We start from the raw sequence: 14,087 nt of genomic DNA on the forward strand, positions 1-14,087 counted from the left end.
CATACCCGGACCGGCTTACCGCATCGTCCGGAACGTTGGCTCCAGGCAGGACATTATCCTACTGTAAACGCGCCGGTTTTGGTGCATCAGACAGAAGGAGACGCCAAATGGGTGAACTTAGCGAAAAGATCAAAGGCAATGCCAACGAACTGGCCGGCAACACCAAGCAGGCGGTCGGTGAGATGACCGGCAACGAGCGCCTCGAGCGTGAAGGTGAAGGCCAGGAGCGCAAGGGTGAAGCCCAGCAGTTCAAGGGCGAAGTCGAAGGCGCACTCGGCAACGACATCTGAGTTCGCTGACAGCTTGCAGCAGCGAGAGAGGGCCGTTTCCCACCGGGAGACGGCCCTTTCGCCGTTTAGCGGTTGCGCAGCCCGCTCACACTGGCGCCGCTTGCCGCAAGTTGCTCGATGTCGATCAGGCAATGGATGAGGCGCAGGCCGGTGCGTCCCTGTGCTTCGGAGAGAGCAGCCTTGAACTCGTCGGTCGTTTCAGCATGCGCAGTCCAGCCACCGAAAGCCGCACCTAGGGCCGCGAAGTCGGGATTGGCGAGCCGCGTGCCGCTTATGCGATCCTCGCCCGGGAACTCCCGCTCCTGGTGCATGCGGATGGTACCATAGGCACCATTGTCGACGACGATAACGAGAAGGTTCGCGCCATGCTGGACGGCGGTGGCGAGTTCCTGTCCGTTCATCAGGAAATCGCCATCACCCGCGATGGCGACAACCATGCGTTCAGGATGGCGAAGCGCTGCCGATACTGCGGCCGGGACGCCGTAACCCATCGCGCCGCAGGTCGGGGCGAGTTGACTGGGGTATCCGGCATAGCGCCAGTAGCGGTGCCACCAGCCGGCGAAATTCCCGGCACCGTTGCAGATGATCGTGTCCGCCGGGAAGGTGTCGCGCATGAACTGAACGCACTGGCCCATGTCGAGCTTGTGGCCGTTGGGATGCGCGGTGGCCCATGCTTCCCATTCCGCATGCGCCTCGCGACCGGCGTCGAAGTCGATTGCATCGCCTTCGTCCCACAGCGCGGCACTTTCGGCGAACTCGTCCATGCCGGCACAGATGGCGAGGTCCGCCGGATAGACCCGGTTCAGTTCGTCGGCGTCGGGATGGATGTGGATGAGCTTGCGGTCGGGCGCGGTCAGCGATGGCACCGTGTAGCCATCTGTAGTCGCTTCGCCCAGCCGTGCACCCACGGCGAGGATAAGGTCGGCATTCTTGACCCGCTCGACCAGCTTGGGGTTGGGGCCATAGCCCAGGTTGCCGGCATAGACCGGGCTCGACGGCGCAATCGCGTCCTGGCGGCGGAAAGCCGTTGCGACAGGGATGCCGAGGCGCTCGGCGAAGAGCTGGAAATGCTCGCGCGCCTTGGCGTTCCATCCTGCGCCGCCGATGATCGCCACTGGAGAAGCGGCATCGGCAATCATCGCCATCATGGTCTGGATGGCGTCGGGGCAGGGGGCCTGTGCGGGGCGTTCGACACGCGGGCGCGGCGTGCTGTCGGTATCGCGGCTCAGCATGTCCTCAGGCAGCGCGAGGACGACGGGGCCAGGGCGACCCGACATCGCGGTTGCGTAGGCGCGGGCGACGTACTCGGGAATGCGGTCGGCCGAGTCGATCCGCGCGGCCCACTTGGCAATGGGGCCGAAGAATGCCGCGAAATCGACTTCCTGGAAGCCTTCGCGGTCACGCATCTCGCTGTCGACGTCGCCGACGAAGAGGATCATCGGCTGCGAATCCTGCATCGCGACATGGACGCCAATGCTGGCGTTGGTCGCACCCGGACCGCGGGTTACGAAGGCCACGCCCGGGCGACCGGTAATTGCTCCGTCGGCACAGGCCATGAACGCCACGCCGCCTTCCTGGCGGCAGGTCACGACCTCGATCTGGGATTGCTGGCCAAGACCGTCGAGGACCTGGAGGAAGCTTTCACCTGGAACGGTGAAGATCCGGTCGCAGCCCTGTACGGCAAGGCAATCGACGAGGAGTCGGGCGGCTTCTGGCGTAGCTGTTGCTCTCATGGGCGAGGCGGTTAGCCCGCCGGTCGAAACTTCGCAATCACCGTCAGGAATATGGTTAATTTCGCGTGAATCGTGTCACTTCGGAACAGCTGAAAAAGTGCAGGATACCGAACCGTTAAAAAAGCGTTAACTCACCATCATGAGACGCGCACTTGTCCTTTCGAGCGAAACGGCCCGGCATTGGTTCCGGGCGAGCCTGCCGCAGCGCCGGGTGGCCTTCGCCGACATTCCTGCCACCGAACCGGTTAGCTGGAAGCTTACTGCAGACGACGTTCGGGGTGTCGCAACGACCTATCTCGCTACAGTCGCAGCTGTTCTCGCCTTCATCGTCTGAAAAGCTAGGGTCCGGCAGCCAGCGTCGCTTCGGCGGCCACTTCTTCTGCCTGGTGCAGACGCTTGCCGAGCCATGCGGAAAACAGGCACATCCCCGCGCTGATCAGCACTTGTTCGACGATCGGTACACCCGCCGCGCTCATCGCCATCGCGAGCAGAGAGCCGCCGACCATCGCCCCCGAATTCACGATATTGTTGGCGGCGATCGTGCGCGATGCCTTGTCGGGCGCGACGCGCGTGGTGAGGAAGGCGTAGAGGGGCACGACGAACATGCCACCGGCCACCGCAACGCCCAGCAGGCACAGCAGGAGAAGACTCGCCATCGGCCAGGCGGTGAAGCCCGGGACGTCGAGCAGCTGGTCCGGAGCCTCGGTCGCCCAGATCTTGCAAACGACGTAGAAGGCCACGACGAACAGCGCCATGACAAGCACCGAGCGTGAAGCGTAGCGTGCCGAGACCGAGCCCTTGAGCAGGCGGTTAACCGCCACCGATCCGATTGCGACCCCGACGGAAAAGACGACCAGGAACAGGCTTGCTACCTCTTTCGAGGCCATGATTACGTTCTTCGCCAGCGGCGGAAACTGGATGAACAGCACCGCGCCGATGGTCCAGAAGAAGCTGATCGCGAGGATGGCATAGAACACTTCGGGATTGTGCATGGTGTCGCGTACCAGCTTCACCGATGCTCGCAGGATGTGCCAGTCGAGCTTTTCGACCTCACCTTGCGGCGGCGCAGGGGGTACCTGCAGGCTGATGACCCAGCCGATGATTGCGGTCAGGATGATCCCGACGGCGGCGACCTCGACCTCGATCCAGCCGGCAAGGATTGTCCCTGCCAGGATCGCTACATATGTCCCCGCTTCCACCCAGCCGGTCCCTGCGAGCACCTCTTCCTTCGCGAGGTGCTGGGGCAGGATGGCGTATTTGATCGGGCCGAAGAAGGTCGAGTGAACGCCCATTGCGAACAGGGCGGCGAGCAAGAGCGGGATGGCAACTGTATCGACCGCCATTCCCTTCCATGCCATCACGAGCCCAATCGCGCCGACCGACATGATGATGATTTCGCAGAACTTCACTATGCGGATGATCCGCGCCTTGTCGCGCATGTCAGCCAATTGTCCGGCCAAAGCCGACAGGGTGAAGAATGGCAGGATGAACAGGCCCGAAGCGAGCCCGCTGAATGCCGCTTCCTGGCTCTCGTCGTTGTAGACCTGATATACGACGAACAGGACCATCGCGGTCTTGTAGAGATTGTCGTTGAAGGCATTGAACAGCTGCGTGATGAACAGCGGCAGGAACCGCCTCGACCGCAGCAATTGCGAAGATGTAGTCATGACCCCCCGGGCTAAAGCCGCTCTCGGCCCCCTGTGTAGAGCGATGCTCGTGGCGGACAAGGGCAAAGCGGCGTCTTTTGCGGCGAGCCGCAACGCGCTAGGGGATTGGCAAGATGCTGACGCTTCCTAACATACTGACCCTCTCGCGCATTGTGGCGATCCCGCTGCTAGCCTTCCTGCTGTGGTGGCCCGGGTGGGAAAACGGATACCTGATGGCCTTCGCGCTCTACTGCGCCATGGGAATCACCGATTACTTCGACGGCTATCTGGCACGGTCGAGCGGGACGGTGTCGAAGCTGGGCATTTTCCTCGATCCGATCGCCGACAAGATCATGGTCGCGGCAGTGATCCTCGTCCTTGCGGCCCAAGGTGTGCTGCGTGGACCCTATGTCGGCGACATGCATGTCGTCGCCGGACTCATCATCCTGATGCGCGAGATCGCGGTTTCGGGCCTGCGCGAATTTCTCGGTCCGCTCCAGGTGTCCGTACCGGTCAGCCGACTCGCCAAGTGGAAGACGACTTTCCAGATGGTGGCGCTGGGATCGCTGATCCTCGGGCAGGGTCTGCCGCGCTGGACGGTCATGCTGGGCGAGCTTGAAGCGAACGTGCCGCATACCGTTGGCCTGACGACGCTGTGGGCCGCTGCGGCACTGACGGTCATCACCGGCTGGGACTACCTGCGCGTGGGCCTCAAGCACATGGATTGATGCGCACCAACCCGCGCAGGCAATCAACCTGATATAAACTTTTTGCCCTCACAAGCAGGCACATGAGTGCCTCGCTTCACCTTCTTCTGTCCGCCCTGCTCAAGATTGGGGCCGTGGCCTTCATCCTGAATGAAGTGCGCGGGCTGATCCTAGCGGCGCCGGTCCTCTATGGCCTTTACCTCTCGGGCGGGACACCGATGGCGATCTATCTCGCCGCCTGCTCGCTCGGTGGCATCGCGTTGAGTGTGATCGTCCCGATCATCGCGGTGAAGAAGGCCGACCGCTTCCTCAAGGCACGCGTTGCGGCCTGAAATCAGGCCGCGCTTCGCTGTCGGATGATGGCGAGAACATTGTTCTGGACGTCGCCGAGCATCCGCTCACCCCACCAGCCGAAATACCAGTCCAGCCGACTGCACATCGCGTAGCGAGTTGCCAAAGTTACGCGGGTTCGACCGTCGGGCATCGGTTCGAGCCGGTAGCTGCCCGACCGGATTTTCAGGATCTCGCCATCGGGCGACACGTGCCGGTCGACTTTGTTCTGAAGGCTCGGATCTGGAAAGGTAAAGTCCCAATCGATCGACCGTCCCGGTCGGATGCTGGTGATCGCTTCCTCGAACCGTGCGTCCGCCCCCCACTGGGCCAGTCGCACACGCTCGCCGTTGCGCTCCACCAGTCGCGCTTCGGTCGGTCGGGGTACGCCCAGCCAGTCGTGAGTGAAGGTGCCCTTGCCCTCCTCGGGTCCGATCCTCGGGATCGAGACGAGGAGCGGCCAGATCTTCTCGGCCTCAGCTTCAATCACGACCGACCGCACGACTTCGCGTTGTTCCCAGTCTGCGGGCGCGACTTCTTCCGCGTAGATGAGCAGGAAAGGCAGGACCGCCAGGCCGACCGAACGTAACCTGCTTGATCCCGCGTCGTCGTCCTCTTTTCGGCGCAATGCGAAAAGCGCAACGAGCCCGCCGCCGAGACCTGCGAGGAACCAGACCGGCATGACCATGACGACGCAGATCAGCCCCTCAGCTCCCAGCTGGACGAGGATATAGCAAAGAATTCCCAGTCCGACGGGCGCGACCAGGCAGCCGAGGGGGGAATACGACCCCAAGTTCAGAGTCAGCAGTGCCCCTACACACACGGGCAAGGCAATCAGGGCACCGAATCCCGTGAATTCGTCGATACTGCCCGAGCGCGATCCCAGGACGAGATAGCCGAATGCTCCGAGCATGACGAGGACTAGGCCGAGCGACAGTAGCGTGTGATCGCTGTCGTCCCGCGGGTCGCTGAAGCTCATCCGGCGCGCAGTTCTTTCGCCAGCAGCTCGAAATCGTCGCGGCGGGGCGAGTTCTTCCGCCAGATCAGCGCGATCTCACGCGTTGCGCTCTTACTCTTGAGCGGGCGGGCGACGACGTCGGTTCCGTTGAGAATGCCTGCATCGACCGCCATTTTTGGCAGCATGGTCAGGCCGAGGCCATTGTCGACCATCTGCACCAGTGTGTGCAGGCTGGTCCCGATCATCGTTGCTGAGGCGCGCAGTTCGGGCCTGTTACAGGCCGCGAGCGCATGCTCCTTGAGGCAGTGTCCGTCCTCGAGCAGCAGGAGGCGACCCTCGTCGATCATGCTTGGGGGAATGACCTCGGGCGGATTGCGCGGATCATTCTTGGGGAAGGCGACGTAGAGCTCGTCGTCCGAGATGTGCGCCTTCTCGACCTCGCCCGTATTGAAGGGAAGGGCGAGCAGCACGCAATCGACCCGGCCATGCTGGAGCGATTCGACTGCGTCGTGGCTGGTCTCCTCGCGCAGGAAGAGCTGGAGGTCGGGCCGTTCCTTGCGCAGGCGCGGCAGGAAACGCGGCAGCAGGAAGGGCGCGATCGTGGGGATGACGCTCATGCGTAGCTGGCCCGCGAGCGGCTTGCCCGCTGCCTGGACGAGATCGGCCAGTTCTTCCGCCTCGCGCAGGACGCGATGGGCCTTGGCGACCACCTGATTGCCAAGCGCGGTGAAGCGCACGACGCGGCGGCTGCGTTCGACCAGCGTCACGCCGAGCAACGATTCCAGCTCGCGAATGCCCGCCGACAGGGTCGACTGGGAAACGAAACTCGCCTCGGCAGCGCGGCCGAAGTGGCCGTGCTCGTGCAGTGCAACGAGATACTGCAGCTGTTTCAGCGTGGGCAGGTACGTGCTCAAGGGAAGCTTACTCCGCCGCCTGCGCCTCGATGATGGGCGGTTCGACATCGTCGACATGGGTCATGTGCAGGCGACCGTTCTTGACGGCGAAAGCCATCTTGCCTTCGACCAGGTCGAGCGCGTCCTTTCCGAACACCTCGTAGCGCCAGCCTTCGAGGAGGGGCAGCTTGCGCACCCCGGCGGCAAGCGCTTCCATTTCGTCGGCTCGGGTGAGAAGGCGTGCGGCCACATCGATCTCGCGGGCGCGAACCTTGAGCAGCAGCTTGAGGAGGTCGGCGACCAGCGCGCCTTCCTTGCCCAGCGGAGCACCAACCTTGGGCTTCTCCGGCATTTCTTCCTTGGGCAGCGGTTCGGCCTTCTCGAGCACCTTCATCAGGCGCTTGCCGATGTCGTTGTCTTTCCACGCGTTCGACAGGCCACGCACCTTGACCAGATCGGGCTGCTTCTTCGGCGGATGGCTGGCGATGTCGGCCAGCGTTTCGTCGCGCATGATGCGGCCGCGTGGGATGTTCTTGTGTTGCGCCTCGGCCTCGCGCCATGCGGCGAGCGCCTTGAGGCGGCCAAGGACTGCCGGGTTGCGCCCGGGCGAACGGATGCGCCGCCAGGCCAGCCCTGCGTCATTGGCGTAGTTTTCCGGGTCGGCGAGCTTGTCCATTTCGGCATCGAGCCAGGCCCCGCGGCCGGTCTTGATCAGCTTCTTGAGGATCTTGGGGAAGATCTTCGACAGATGGGTGACGTCGCCGATGGCGTATTCGATCTGCCGGTCCGTCAGTGGACGGCGGCTCCAGTCGGTGAAGCGTGCCCCCTTGTCGACCGTGAAGCCGAGCCAGCTTTCGACGAGGTTGGCATAGCCGATCTGTTCCGACTGGCTGATCGCCATCATCGCGATCTGCGTGTCGAAGATCGGGTGCGGGGTCTTGCCGGTGAAATTGTAGACGATCTCGACGTCCTGGCCGCCGGCGTGGAAAACCTTGAGGACCTCCTCGTTCTCGCACATCAGGTCCCACAGGGGTTTGAGGTCGATCCCATCGGCCAGCGGGTCGATCGCGGCGGCTTCTTCCTCATTGGCGATCTGCACCAGGCACAGTTCCGGCCAGTAGGTGTTCTCGCGCATGAATTCGGTGTCGACGGTGACGAATTCGCTCTTCGCCAGGCGCTCGCACAGGTCGGCGAGAGCTTCGGTCGTGGTAATCAGGTCGTGTATCTTCATCGTATCGTTTCGTGTCTGTCGGGCGGAGTGCCGCCCCCGGGCCTGCTGCGGCCCAAATTCCGAACGCCCCCGAGCTTGACAAAAGTCCGGGCTTGCCCTGTTAGCGCGCGCGATTCCTGCTAGAGGGCGCCCCGAGGAATCACGCCGCGCCCCTAGCGCCATAGCTCCGAAAATGGAAAGAATTTAGATGCACGCCTATCGTACCCACAACTGCGCACAGCTGACGAAAGCCGCTGTCGGCGAAACCGTTCGTCTTTCGGGCTGGGTTCATAACAAGCGCGACCACGGCGGTGTGCTCTTCGTCGACCTGCGCGATCACTACGGCATCACCCAGATCGTCGCCGACAGCGACAGCCCCGCGCTGCCCGTGCTCGAGAAGCTGAAGCTGGAATCGGTCGTCACCATCGACGGCAATGTGAAGGCCCGCGCAGACGTTGCGGTGAACCCGAACCTGCCGACCGGCGAAATCGAGGTCTTCGCCCGCGAAGTCACCGTCCAGAGCCGTGCGGAAGACTTGCCGCTGATCGTCAATTCGGCTGAAGACTATCCGGAGGAAACCCGCCTCAAGTACCGCTTCGTCGACCTGCGTCGCGAGCGCCTTCACAAGAACATCGTGCTGCGCTCGAACGTCATCGCTTCGCTGCGCCGCCGGATGATCGACCAGGGCTTCACCGAATTCCAGACCCCGATCCTCGGCGCTTCCAGCCCCGAAGGCGCGCGCGACTACCTCGTGCCGAGCCGCCTCCACCCGGGTCGCTTCTACGCTCTGCCGCAGGCGCCGCAGATGTTCAAGCAGCTGCTGATGGTCGCGGGCTTCGACCGCTATTTCCAGATCGCGCCGTGCTTCCGCGACGAGGATTTGCGCGCCGACCGAAGCCCGGAATTCTACCAGCTCGACTTCGAGATGAGCTTCGTCACGCAGGAAGATGTCTTCCAGGCGATCGAGCCGGTGCTGGCAGGCGTGTTCGAGGAATTCTCGGGCGGCAAGACGGTGACCCCGGCGGGCACATTCCCGCGCATCCCCTATGCGGAGGCGATGCTGAAGTACGGGTCGGACAAGCCCGACCTGCGCAACCCGTTGATCATCAGCGACGTGACCGATCACTTCACGACCTCGGGCTTTGGCCTGTTCGAGAAGATCGTCGGCACCGGCGGTCGCGTGCGCGTCGTTCCGGCCCCGAACACGCATGAGAAGAGCCGCAAGTTCTTCGACGACATGAACGACTGGGCGCGTCGTGAAGGCTTTGCCGGGCTCGGCTACGTCACTCGCAAGGGCGGCGAATTCGGCGGCCCGATCGCCAAGAACCACGGCACCGAAGGCATGGAGAAGCTCTACGCCGAGCTCGGCCTTGGCGAAAACGACGGCCTGTTCTTCGCCGCGGGCAAGGAAAAGGACGCTGCCAAGCTTGCTGGTGCCGCGCGCACCCGCGTCGCTGAGGAACTGGGCCTGATCGAGGAAGGCTGCTTCAAGTTCTGCTGGATCGTCGACTTCCCGATGTTCGAATACGACGAGGAGCAGAAGAAGGTCGACTTCAGCCACAACCCCTTCTCGATGCCGCAGGGCGAGATGGAGGCGCTGGAGACGCAGGACCCGCTGGAGATCAAGGCCTGGCAGTACGACATCGTCTGCAACGGCTACGAACTGTCGAGCGGCGCCATCCGTAACCACCGCCCGGACATCATGTACAAGGCGTTCGAGGTTGCCGGTTACAGCAAGGAATCGGTCGACGAAAACTTCAGCGGCATGATCGAGGCATTCAAGCTCGGCGCACCGCCGCACGGCGGCTCGGCTCCGGGTATCGACCGCATCGTGATGCTGCTGGCAGACGAGCCGAATATCCGCGAGGTAATCGCGTTCCCGCTCAACCAGAAGGCGCAGGATCTGATGATGGGCGCGCCGAGCCAGGTCGAGCCGCGCCAGCTGCGCGACGTGCACATTCGCACGGTCGAAGCGCCCAAGCCGGGTAACTGAGCTTAAATCAAAAAGGCCCCGGATTGCTCCGGGGCCTCCTTCTTTGAGCGGGTTGGATATCGCTCAGTCGAACTGTCGTTCGATGCTGTCGCCGAACTGTTCGCCGCGGCAGATGTCGTCATAGGCCTGCTGGACGATTGCGCGCTCGCTGGCTTCGAGCTGGTCGCTGCCCAGCGCGGCTTCAAACTTGCCGCGAAGATAATCTTCGCCTTCCTCGACACGCTCTGCGGCGGCTTCGTCATTGCTTTCGAATGCGCTGGTGATGCTCTACCACATCTGGTGGGCTTCACCCATCAATGTGCCCTCAGTGACGAGTTCATCGCCCTGACGCTCGAGTTCGGCGTTCATTTGCTGGAGGGTCTGTTCGCGCTGCTGGCAGCGATTGGCCAGGGCCTGCTGCAGCTGCGGATTGTCGGCCTTATCGGCTGCCTTGCGGTATCCTTCGACAGAATCGAAGGTTGTGTCGACGAGGCTCTTGAATACGGTAGTGCTCATGGAATTGCGTCCCTTTTCCAATGGGTTGATGCAACTCCAACGAGCGATGTGGCGGAGTGGGTCCCGCGATTTGCCGCAGCTCCACTCCGCACACCCGAATTATCGTGCGCTTCAGCCCACGTCTTCGAGGAAGACGTACTCATGCTGTGCATCGAGAAGGATCAGCGCGCGTTTCCCGTCGCGCTCGCCAACCACCAGCGGGAAGCCGAAGAAGCCGGGGACCATCATCACGATCGAGGTCGTTCCGTCATCGTTCGCCTGCGTGCCGACAGCCGAGCTGCCCGAAGTCATGGTGGCGACTGTAACCCCGTCCTTTTTCGCGAAGGTCAGCGGGCCGAGGTCTGCATTGGTGTAACGTGGTGCGAGCTTTGCCAGCACCGCAGCATCGCCCTTCGGATCGACCTGTTTGCGGAATGTCTCGCGGGCTTCTGCTCCCAGCGAGACGGCAGCGGCAAGGTTTTCGTCCGCTTCGGCCTTGCCGTCGTAGAGCACTTCCATGAGCTTGCGCTGGAACAGTCCGAGCAACGCCTGGCCGGTATCCGAATTGGTCAGCAGCACCGCGCCGATCCGGTCTTCGGGAATGAACCAGAAGTTGCTCTTGTAGCCGATGAGGCTGCCGCCGTGGAAGAATACGTCCTTGCCGAGACCGCTGCTCTGCATCAGTCCCATGCCGTACCAGCTTTCCTCGCCCGTCGGGACATAGTGCTGGCGGCGTTTGAGCAGGTTCTTCTCGGATGCGAGCTGCTTGCCATCCGCCAGCTTGCCCTTGTTGAGCTCGTTCAGCGTATACAGCGCCATGTCATGCGCGCTCGACCATGCGCCGCCGGCAGGTCGGTATGGGTAGACCATGTAGTTCCAGTCCATCGGCGCCGCTTCGACCGGACCGTTATAGCCACGCGCGTGGGGACGGGCCCAGTTGGTCGCCATCGCCTTGCTGAAATCGAAGGTCGTGCGGGTCATGCCGAGGGGTGAAAAGATGCGTTCGGACATCGCCCGGTCGAAGGCCGCGCCCAATTCCATGTCAGGATATACTAGGTGACCGCCGATGTACCCGGCCGCGCTGGCCATCAGGTTATTGTACTGGAAGACTTCGCCAAAACCGCTGGTCGGCTCGGTGGCGGCCAGTTGCACGAAGGTGTCGCTCGCAGGCGTCGTGCGGCTGGTGTTCATCACCCACTGCATGTCCTTGCGCGGCAGGCCGGTGCAGGCGCAGATCAGGTGCTCGACAAGGACTTTCGATGTCGTCTCGTCGCTGCCGAGCCGGAAGCTGGGGTAGACATCGGTCACCTTCTGGTCCCAGGCAAGCTTGCCTTCGTCGACCAGCGTCGACAGCAGCAGCGTGGCCATGCCCTTGGTGTTGGACGCAATCATGAACTCGGTGTCCTTGTCCACCTTGTCCGTACCGCCGCGACTCGTCACGCCGAGGCCGCCTTCCCAGACGATCTTGCCGTCCTCGATCAGAGCGAGGCCGACGCCGGGAATCTCCAGTCCTTCCATCGCCTTTTCGACGTAGCCGGTCAGCTCGGCGATGCGCGCCGCCGTCAGGTCGTTGGCCGCCTTTCCGGCAAAGCTTTCCTTGGCGTAGTCCGCCGGACGTAGCGAGCCGAAGGCCTGGTTGATTTGGGCTCCGCGCTTGGCGACGGTCGCCAACGCGCCATTGATCAGGACGACCGTCCAGCCGTCACCCTTGCGCAGGCCAATGCCCTGGACCGCGACCTTTTCCGCCGGTGAGCTCTTGTAGTTGACGACGGTGATCTGGTCCCAGCCTTCGCGCGCCGGCGGATCCTGCGCCAGTTCGACTTCGCGTGCAAATGCAGGATCGAACTTCGTCCAGGCCCGCTTGACGGCATCCTGACCGTCGGTGGCAGCGTCGACCGCGACGAGGGCGGCGGTGACATCGCCTTCCGGGGCAGTGAACACCAGCATCCCGTCGCGGGTCTCGCTCGCCCAACCCGGGATCGGAACCATCATCGCCCCGGTTCCCGTTTCCACAGCGACCGGAGCTTCCGACTCGGCAGCTTCCTGGGCCAGCAGCGGCAACGGTGATGCTGCGAGGAGCAGGGCGGAGGTGATCAGGGCAAAGCGTTTCATCGGCATTCTCTCCATCTGTCTTATCGGCATAATACGCCTTGATTGTGACAGGTCAATTTCGATGGTTGCATCCTGCCCCTTGCGCAGGGCGCGCCCGTTCATTAGGGCGAAACCCAACTTTCAAACCCCCAGGAATTCGAGAGGGAATAAAATGAGCGATACTGCCGACCGCGTGCAGAAGATTGTCGTCGAGCACCTCGGCGTCGAAGCCGACAAGGTGACCCAGGAAGCCAGCTTCATCGACGACCTCGGTGCGGACAGCCTCGACATCGTCGAACTGGTCATGGCGTTCGAGGAAGAATTCGGCGTGGAAATCCCCGACGATGCGGCCGAGAAGATCACCACCGTTGGTGACGCCACCAAGTATATCGAAGAGCACAAGGGCTAAGCCTGACGCTCAACGGACCCTGCCCCTGAGGCGGGAACGGACAGGCCCGACCCGATAACGGGCCGGGCCTGTTGTCATTTTGCGGAGAATTGCATGCGTCGTGTGGTCGTTACCGGTCTTGGCCTCGTCACCCCGCTGGGTGGAGATGTCGAAACGAGCTGGGCAAACCTGATTGCGGGCAAGAGCGGGGCAGGGCAGATTACCCGCTTCGATACCGAGGGGCAGAAGTGCACCATCGCCTGCGAGGTGAAGCCCAAGGACCATGAATGGGGTTTCGACCCCGACAAGCGCGTCGACTTCAAGGTCCAGCGCCAGGTCGATCCCTTCATCATCTATGGCATCGACGCTGCCGGACAGGCGCTCGAGGATGCGGGTCTGGCCGACATGGACGACGACCTCAAGCTTCGCACCGGTTGTTCGATCGGCTCGGGCATCGGCGGCCTTCCGGGCATCGAGAGCGAATCACTGGTGCTGGCCGAACGTGGCCCGGGCCGTGTGTCGCCGCACTTCGTCCACGGGCGCCTGATCAACCTCATCAGCGGCCAGGTTTCGATCAAGTACGGCCTCATGGGCCCCAACCACGCCGTGGTGACCGCCTGTTCGACCGGCGCGCACTCGATCGGTGACGCTGCCCGCATGATCAAGGACGGCGATGCCGACGTTATGCTGGCGGGTGGTTCGGAATCGACCATCAACCCGCTTGGCGTGGCCGGCTTCGCGCAGGCCAAGGCGCTCAACATGAGCATGAACGACCGCCCGACCGAGGCGAGCCGTCCCTACGACAAGAACCGCGACGGCTTCGTCATGGGCGAGGGTGCAGGCGTCGTCGTGCTGGAAGAATATGAGCACGCCAAGGCGCGCGGCGCAAAGATCTATGCCGAAGTGGTCGGCTATGGCCTGTCGGGCGATGCCTATCACGTCACCGCTCCGCACCCGGAAGGCAAGGGTGCCGAACTTGCGATGCGCATGGCGCTGCGCAAGGCCGGGATGGAGCCGGGCGACATCGACTATGTCAATGCGCATGGCACGTCGACGATGGCCGATACGATCGAGCTGGGCGCCGTGAAGCGCGTTCTTGGCGATGATCTCAGCGGTGCTTCGATGAGCTCGACCAAGTCGGCCATCGGTCACCTTCTCGGCGGTGCCGGTGCGGTGGAGGCGATCTTCTGCATCCTCGCCATCCGCGACCAGATCGTGCCGCCGACACTGAATCTCGACGATCCGGACGAGGGCACCGAGGGCGTCGACCTCGTGCCGCACAAGGCGAAGAAGCGCGAAGTGAAGGCTGCACTCAACAACAGCTTCGGTTTCGGTGGCACGAACGCATCGCTGATCGTCAAGAAGGTCGACTGA

The 14,087-nt window shown here is 62.9% G+C and carries 14 protein-coding genes; 7 read left to right on the plus strand and 7 right to left on the minus strand.

Annotation, left to right across the window (positions count from 1 at the left end):
* Positions 1-107: 107 nt before the first annotated feature.
* Positions 108-290, plus strand: coding sequence for a CsbD family protein (locus RAM60_RS03935; RefSeq protein WP_200983379.1), 183 nt, complete (start codon positions 108-110; stop codon positions 288-290).
* 65 nt (positions 291-355) lie between these two features.
* Here the strand turns inward: RAM60_RS03935 and RAM60_RS03940 are convergent, their stop codons facing one another.
* Positions 356-2,023 (minus strand): thiamine pyrophosphate-binding protein, encoded by a 1,668-nt coding sequence (locus RAM60_RS03940; protein ID WP_369025483.1) that lies wholly within the window; start codon positions 2,021-2,023, stop codon positions 356-358.
* A 139-nt stretch (positions 2,024-2,162) separates the two neighbouring features.
* Here RAM60_RS03940 and RAM60_RS03945 point away from each other — a divergent pair, with 139 nt between their 5' ends.
* Positions 2,163-2,357, plus strand: a complete 195-nt coding sequence (locus tag RAM60_RS03945; RefSeq protein WP_200983381.1) for a hypothetical protein — start codon at positions 2,163-2,165, stop codon at positions 2,355-2,357.
* Positions 2,358-2,361: 4 nt separating this feature from the next.
* Here RAM60_RS03945 and RAM60_RS03950 read toward each other — a convergent pair whose 3' ends face one another.
* Positions 2,362-3,690, minus strand: a complete 1,329-nt coding sequence (locus tag RAM60_RS03950; RefSeq protein WP_369025482.1) for an MFS transporter — start codon at positions 3,688-3,690, stop codon at positions 2,362-2,364.
* Between the two features lie 113 nt (positions 3,691-3,803).
* Here RAM60_RS03950 and pgsA point away from each other — a divergent pair, with 113 nt between their 5' ends.
* Positions 3,804-4,397 (plus strand): CDP-diacylglycerol--glycerol-3-phosphate 3-phosphatidyltransferase, encoded by a 594-nt coding sequence (gene pgsA / locus RAM60_RS03955; protein WP_200983383.1) that lies wholly within the window; start codon positions 3,804-3,806, stop codon positions 4,395-4,397.
* Between the two features lie 62 nt (positions 4,398-4,459).
* Entirely contained in the window at positions 4,460-4,708 is a 249-nt protein-coding gene (locus RAM60_RS03960; RefSeq protein WP_369025481.1) for a hypothetical protein, read from the plus strand.
* Between the two features lie 2 nt (positions 4,709-4,710).
* Here the strand turns inward: RAM60_RS03960 and RAM60_RS03965 are convergent, their stop codons facing one another.
* Genes RAM60_RS03965 through rnd form a run of 3 tightly spaced genes read right to left on the minus strand, consistent with a single transcriptional unit; the run spans position 4,711 to position 7,788 of the window.
* Entirely contained in the window at positions 4,711-5,685 is a 975-nt protein-coding gene (locus RAM60_RS03965; protein WP_369025480.1) for an SRPBCC family protein, read from the minus strand.
* Positions 5,682-6,578, minus strand: a complete 897-nt coding sequence (locus tag RAM60_RS03970) for a hydrogen peroxide-inducible genes activator (RefSeq protein WP_369025479.1) — start codon at positions 6,576-6,578, stop codon at positions 5,682-5,684. Before RAM60_RS03970 ends, RAM60_RS03965 begins: the two co-directional genes overlap by 4 nt.
* A 7-nt stretch (positions 6,579-6,585) precedes the next feature.
* Positions 6,586-7,788, minus strand: a complete 1,203-nt coding sequence (gene rnd / locus RAM60_RS03975) for a ribonuclease D (protein ID WP_369025478.1) — start codon at positions 7,786-7,788, stop codon at positions 6,586-6,588.
* Positions 7,789-7,975: 187 nt separating this feature from the next.
* Here rnd and aspS point away from each other — a divergent pair, with 187 nt between their 5' ends.
* Positions 7,976-9,760, plus strand: a complete 1,785-nt coding sequence (gene aspS / locus RAM60_RS03980) for an aspartate--tRNA ligase (protein ID WP_369025477.1) — start codon at positions 7,976-7,978, stop codon at positions 9,758-9,760.
* Between the two features lie 267 nt (positions 9,761-10,027).
* Here aspS and RAM60_RS03985 read toward each other — a convergent pair whose 3' ends face one another.
* Both RAM60_RS03985 and RAM60_RS03990 read right to left on the minus strand, forming a co-directional pair.
* Complete coding sequence (locus RAM60_RS03985; protein ID WP_369025476.1) at positions 10,028-10,255, minus strand: DUF2383 domain-containing protein; 228 nt, start codon at positions 10,253-10,255, stop codon at positions 10,028-10,030.
* Between the two features lie 111 nt (positions 10,256-10,366).
* Positions 10,367-12,346, minus strand: a complete 1,980-nt coding sequence (locus RAM60_RS03990; protein ID WP_369025475.1) for a serine hydrolase domain-containing protein — start codon at positions 12,344-12,346, stop codon at positions 10,367-10,369.
* Positions 12,347-12,497: 151 nt separating this feature from the next.
* Here RAM60_RS03990 and RAM60_RS03995 point away from each other — a divergent pair, with 151 nt between their 5' ends.
* On the plus strand, positions 12,498-12,734 hold the full coding sequence (locus RAM60_RS03995; RefSeq protein ID WP_006834437.1) for an acyl carrier protein: 237 nt from the start codon (positions 12,498-12,500) through the stop codon (positions 12,732-12,734).
* Positions 12,735-12,827: 93 nt separating this feature from the next.
* The gene (gene fabF, locus RAM60_RS04000; protein WP_369025474.1) at positions 12,828-14,087 is read left to right on the plus strand and encodes a beta-ketoacyl-ACP synthase II; all 1,260 of its coding nucleotides are present in this window, start codon (positions 12,828-12,830) and stop codon (positions 14,085-14,087) included.

It is taken from the genome of Qipengyuania sp. RANM35 (genome assembly GCF_041021145.2).
GTDB classification, from domain to species: Bacteria; Pseudomonadota; Alphaproteobacteria; order Sphingomonadales; family Sphingomonadaceae; genus Qipengyuania; species Qipengyuania soli.